Annotated in this window: 5 protein-coding genes; all 5 read right to left on the bottom strand. The window is 47.5% G+C overall.

Going from position 1 to position 6,178, the window contains the following annotated elements; genetic code table 11:
* On the bottom strand, positions 1–289 hold a 289-nt coding region (locus U9P07_00565), incomplete at its 3' end, for a glutamine synthetase (protein ID MEA2107902.1).
* Between the two features lie 211 nt (positions 290–500).
* Entirely contained in the window at positions 501–2,882 is a 2,382-nt protein-coding gene (locus U9P07_00560) for a mechanosensitive ion channel (GenBank protein MEA2107901.1), read from the bottom strand.
* A gap of 245 nt (positions 2,883–3,127) precedes the next feature.
* On the bottom strand, positions 3,128–4,444 hold the full coding sequence (locus U9P07_00555; GenBank protein MEA2107900.1) for a hypothetical protein: 1,317 nt from the start codon (positions 4,442–4,444) through the stop codon (positions 3,128–3,130).
* 40 nt (positions 4,445–4,484) lie between these two features.
* Positions 4,485–5,402 carry a glycine betaine ABC transporter substrate-binding protein gene (locus tag U9P07_00550; protein MEA2107899.1) on the bottom strand — a complete coding sequence of 306 codons (918 nt, stop codon included), beginning with the start codon at positions 5,400–5,402 and terminating at the stop codon, positions 4,485–4,487.
* 146 nt (positions 5,403–5,548) lie between these two features.
* Positions 5,549–6,178: ABC transporter permease (locus tag U9P07_00545; protein MEA2107898.1), on the bottom strand; the 630-nt coding region annotated here is incomplete at its 5' end.

Raw genomic sequence — 6,178 nt, 5'->3', positions numbered from 1 at the left:
CATGCTCCTCACTTATTCTGCCAATCAGAAAACCCAAATTTTCATTCGCGAACTCAATTTTCCGAAAACTTTCTGAAAGGGGAATAATGAGCTTGTCACTGTCATCAACACTTCCCTGGCCCGGAACCGAGCTGCCATCAAAGCCGACCCCGCGATCAAAAAAAGACTCAACGTTTTTAGGATTTACCTGCAGTGAAATGTTTCTGCCGTTAAGATCGGTGGTAAAAACCTGGACGACGTCAACATTCGAAAAATCTTCTTTCAGCTTTTCGTAAATGGCCGATTGCACTTTTAAACTCCTTTTCTGATTTTGGTTTCAATTAATTTTTTGATCAATTTGTTATCTTTAACACAATAATACGATTTAGTCGGCATATTTTCCGTGAGTCCTTTATTTTATAGGATACTCAAAACCTTGGCCGGAGTTCCGGTGGGATGCCGGTCGTCCTTTTCCAACAATCTTTCTCCTTCGGCGCAGCCGCTGACCAGGGGCAACGGTTTTACTTGTCAATTTGCTGAGCTGCCATATCATCCTCTTCAGGAGCCATCAATTCTTTAAGCTTTTCCGTTAATGCCGGAGAAGCCGACTGCAGGTGCAGGTCTCGCTGGGGAAAGGGAATGGTAATGCCGGCTTCTTTTAATTTTCTGAAAAGGGCAAAATAGTAATCACTTTTCAAGCCGGAAGGGGCTTTGAGATGGGACATGCGGCACCAGGCTCGAATGGAAAAATCAAGGCTGTTGTCGCCAAAGCCTTCAAAAAATATGCGCAGAAGATGCCTGGAATCTTCTTCGGTTATATTGACTTCCCTGGCCGCGGCCTCAGCCAAGCGCACCACTTCATCAGGATCGGAACCGTAGGAAACCCCAAAGGGAATATTGAGCCGGCGCCAGTCGTCGCCATAGGTCCAGGTGTTGACCCGGTTCGAGACAAATTCGGAGTTTGGAACGATAATATCCTCTCCGTCGACGCTACGTACTATTGTGGCTCGAATCGACATTTTTTTTACTTCTCCAACCAGGCCTTCCTCCAAGTGGACGTAGTCTCCCACTTTGACCGTCTGTTCCGTCAAAAGAATAATGCCGCTGAAAAAGTTGTTGGTGATTGTCTGCAGGCCGAAACCTATACCAACACCGAGAGCTCCGAGAATAATACTGAGCTGACTCAAATCCAGCCCGGCGGCGGAGAGGATAACCATCGTGCCGACGAACAGACTGGCGTAGTACCCCAGGGTGGTGATCGAGTTGATGGCCCCGATTGACATGCCGGCTTTTTTCTCCAGCAGATGGACGATCTTACGGCGCAATAAACGCAGCAGAAAAATACCTATAAAGAACAGGACAATAATGTTCAAAATAATCTGCAGGGTTACTGTCGAAGTCCCGATAGAAAAAAGGGGGTAATAGCGTATACTTTGTATCCGCTCCTTTAAATCAGCCAGATGCAGAGCACTCCAGGTGCGAAACCGTTCACCACTGCTGAGGGAAAAATGAGTCAGATCAATGATCTTTTCGATCTCCTCTTTTACATTTCTAATATCTTGCTCATTATCAGACAATGCCAGGATTAACCTGTCAATATTTTCGTTGGCTTTGGCTGCCTGTCGAGCCAGGGTAGCCAGCTCTTTACGTGTCTTCGCGGTCTTGGCAGCGGCCTCTTTGTTGTGAATGGTTACCAGTTTTTGGGTCAGGCTGGAGCGGACCAGGATAGCTTCTGAAATAGAGGTGGTAATGGTTTTTAACTGCTGAGCTAATTTATCAGCCTCTGGTGACCACTCCTTGATGAAATCCGCTAAACGATTTTGCCCGGCATCGTCCTGGTAATTACTCAGCCACTGCAGCCGGAAATTATTGTTTAAAATCTTGATCTCGCAGTTGAGCCGTTTCTGGTTGATCAGGGAAACACGAAGTTTCAAGGCATCAATGATAAGTTCGATCCGCTCTTTTTCCGTCTGCCAGCCCACCCGTACCAGGTCATTTCCATTGCCTGTTTTAAGTCTGGCTATGCTTTCATCGAGCCGGGCTTCATAGATCAGGAGACGGCGATTGAGATCCTGATATTCGGCGCTGGTGGCAACGGTGGTTTTATTAAAAAGGGCCAGACGATCATCTTTCAGCTGCTGGGCCTTGTTGATATCTTTCTGACTGACCTTAATCTTGGTAAACGCCTCCTTAATCCAGGCAGCGGCAATTTTTTTATGATCATTAAGCTCGGTGAGCCGTTGCTCAAGTTTCGGTTTTTTGATTTGCCACCGGGCGTATTCACCCTGGAGGCTGAGCAGGTCACCATATTTTTCATAGAGTAAAAGATTATTTCCGACCTCGGTTTTTGACAGTCTGGCATATTCGGAAAGCCGGGCAACGGCGTCCTTCTTGAGACTTGCCAAGCGTCTTTGGAGAAGGGTAAATCGTTTACTGCTGTCGGTCAGTTGATTGTTGATCTGCCTCTGGTAAGATAATATCTTATCAAAGTCTTCGATATTGTAAGGGGGGCCGGCCACTATAGGCTTACTTACAGCGGCGGATACGGTACGGGATAACTCCGCGAGCAGGTTTTTGTATTGCAGGGACACTCCCTGGAAAAGGTCTTTAATCGCGGTGCCCCTGTTCTGAAAATCTTTGGCCGCATTTTTGCCAACGATTTGATCAATCTTATTGATAGTTTTTTCTATCCGGCTCTGCCGTTGGCTGATGAAGGCTCTGATCTCTTCGACGCTTCCCTGGTATAACTTACTTTCCAGCGGCTTACTGACTTCCGGAGGCCGAGCCGTGCTGTTTGCAGCCGGAAATAAAATAAGCACCGCAACCCACAGCAGGCAGAAAAAATATCTTTCAAGTGTTCCCATGGCTGTCATTCCAGCCCCCTGGGCACAAGTGGTACGCATAGCAGGTTAAATCCTTAGCTTCTCAATCAACTGGCTTGAGGTGGTTGAACGCTTGGTTTTTCGTTCAAATTGTTTTGGTCATTCTGCCCGTGCACAGAGTTAATGTCAAACATAAAGTACGGTAATTTTGCCTCCAGCTGCTGAAAATCAGTGTTGTAAAACGCACAGTGACGGGAATGCCAGGAATATTTCCCTGTCATCCCCGTCACCATTTATTTCCAAATCAGCAAAGACGTCGTGATAGCCTAGAAATAATAGCCAACGTTGACATTAAAACGCATGTGCCACTCATCGTCTTCGCCATCACCAAGGGCATCCGAGTCAGCACCCAGCCAGACCATGTTATTGCCCATAATGAAGTCAATATAGGTATAAATCGGCCCGGCACTGACCATGCAGCCCAGGGTATTGATTATCGAATTGTCGCCGTCGCCGATATCCTTGTCAAGGATGCTGTAATCATCATAGAAGGTCAGCTTGGTAATTGGTCCCCATTCGACCGGCAGACCATAGCTCAAGTTGGCGACATAAATATTACCCTCCGCGGCCACATCATAATCGGTGGCAAAGGCACCCATACGGATATTATCATCATTGGCGCCATTAGGATTTTCCGGATCATACTCATAGCGGATTGCTTCAAGCATCAGGTTCCAGGGACCGTAGTGGCCGTTTAAATGCGCCCCGGCCGCCCAGTGATCGCCGTGGTCTTCAGTAATATCATTGTAGAGCATCCCCCACTCTCCGGAAAAACCGATTTCCGTGGAACCCAGTTCGCCGTGGTCGAAGGTATAGGCAACCCGCATATTGAACTGATTATCCTCTTCGTTACTGTAATCCAATCCGCCTTTATTGATGACGTCAAACGAATAGCGCGCGTTGTCGCCGGAGCTGCCCCATTCTTCGTTTTTAAAAAAGGCAAACTGGATATCCAGGGGACCATTTTTATAAAGCAGCTTGGCACCCATGTCGTAGTCGTCTTCGAGGCCGACATAATAAGGCACGCCAAACCACCAGTTGTGGGAGGCGTAAGGCAGCAAGCCGAAAGGTACCTGGGTAATTCCCAATTGTCCCTGAAGATTGTCGGTAAAATTATAGCCGACCCAGCCGTGATGGATAACATCCATATAGCTGTACCAGCGGTACTGGGCGGAAATCAGCAGGTCATTATATTCACCATTGACATCGAGGCGAAAGATATCAAAAGCCATATCACCGCCCTTATCCTTCGCCTTGCTGCTCCAGTCCTTGTTGCTGTAATTAACCCGCATGGCGCCGCCGATGGTGATATCCTTGACCGATTCATCTTCAGCCGCCGCGGTTTCGACGGCGATTGCCTCCTGCTGTTCAGCCTGGGTATCTTCCACTGCCGCCAGCTTTCTTTCCATCTCCAGCAGTTTGGTCTTCAGATCATCCATTTCCGCCAGTTTGGCCTTGAGGGCTTCCATCTCCGCTCTCAGGGCGCTGGCGTCATCGCCTCCGGCCATACCGACTGTCGGCATCAACAGGAGGCTCATGCTGATAAATACGGTTAGCACCACAAGATATAAGCGATTAATCATGATAATTTCTCTCCTTTCCGAGTATATTTTTCAAATTAAACTATTTTAGCAGTCCTTTTGTCTGCAACCAATCTCGCGCCACCTTGGCTTCCGCTTCATGGCCGACATCTACCCGCTTATTCAATTCCTGCATTTCAGCATTAGCTAAATTAGCCGCCAGGGGTTTCAGGATGGCACTGATTTCGGGATATTTTTTCATTACCTCCTTTCTGACTACCGGGGCCGGATTATAAACCGGGAAAAACTTCCGGTCATCGTCAAGATTGACAAACTTAAAAGCGGCAATCCGGCCATCAGTAGCGAAACCCATGCCGACATTAACCTGATTCTCTTTCAAGGCCTTGTAAGCCAGGCCGAGCGACATCTTTTTGATCTTAGCGAATGGGACTTTCAAACCATAGACCTTGGCCAGTTTCCTGAAGCCATCAGGTCTTTCCCAAAATTCCGTGCCGATAGCAAATATCAGTTTATCCTGATTTTTCTTGACATAGGCGGCCAAATCCGAAATCGACTTGATCCCCAGAGCTTTTGCTTGAGACTGATTCATCATCAAGGTGTAGGTGTTGTTAAATTCTACCGCGTCAAGCCAGAGCAATCCTTTTTCCCCATCCTTTTCTTTAACCCACGCATACACCTTCTCAGGATTATTCATTACCGCTGGATCTTTCTGTTTGTAAAAGGTCGTGTAGGCTGTGCCGGTGTATTCATAGTAGAGATCAATCTCTCCCTGTTCCAGAGCTTTTCGGGCCAGAGCGGTTGACAGGCCGGTTTTAACTTTCACCTCAAAACCTTCTTTTGCCAACAAAATTTTAGCCATCTCCGGCAGTAGATACTGTTCCGTAAAGTTCTTGCCGCCAATGGTCACTTTTTTATCTCCGGCCAGGCTGAGTCCAGGCAGAAATAAAGAAACCGACAAAACCGTCAGACAAAACAAACTGATAACTTTTTTTTTCATCATCCATTCTCCTTTTTTAAAGTTCCGCGTAAAACTAAGTCCTTAGGTATAAAACGGTACTAAATCTCTGTGTTCTCTGTGCTCTCAAGTGAGCATAGCGAACGGGTGGTAAAAAAAAGTACCTTTATCCTTGCCCCCTTCATTCAAGTTTACTCTTCGGTCAATCGCAGCCCTTTGGAAACCAGGAGCAGGCTCAAAAGCTCCACCATAAAATCAGCCAGCAGGGCCATCAAGGTTACCGGTATGGCTCCGGCCAGAAGTTTTTCCGTCATCATCATGTTGATGCCCGAAAAAATGTAATCTCCCATCCCGCCGGCACCGATCAAATAGGCCAGAGCCGTCGTCCCGATATTGATCACCAATGCCACCCTGAATCCAGTCAGAATTACCTTCATCGCCATGGGTAACTCGACATTAAGAAGAATTCCCCATGAAGTCATGCCCATCCCTTTGGCGGCATCGACAGTGGAGGTCGGCACTGCGTTAATCCCGGCCAGGGTGTTTCTGGCAATGGGCAGAATGGAGTAAACGATCAGGGCAAAAATAGCCGGTTTGGCTCCTATTCCCAGAACGCTCATCACCAGGGCGAGTACCGCCAGGGAAGGAATCGTCTGGCCCAGGCCAACAATATACATGACCATGCCGACAAATTTTTTGAACATCGGCCGGGTCAGTAAAATGCCGATGCCAAGTCCCAGGATAGTGGCGATCACCATACTGTAGATCACCAGATAAAAATGCTGGAAAAGAAGTCGCGTCAACTCCGGGTAAACATAAGG

This window comes from Pseudomonadota bacterium (assembly GCA_034660915.1).
Classification (GTDB): Bacteria; Desulfobacterota; Anaeroferrophillalia; order Anaeroferrophillales; family Anaeroferrophillaceae; genus DQWO01.
This window is presented reverse-complemented; position numbering and strand designations above follow the sequence as displayed.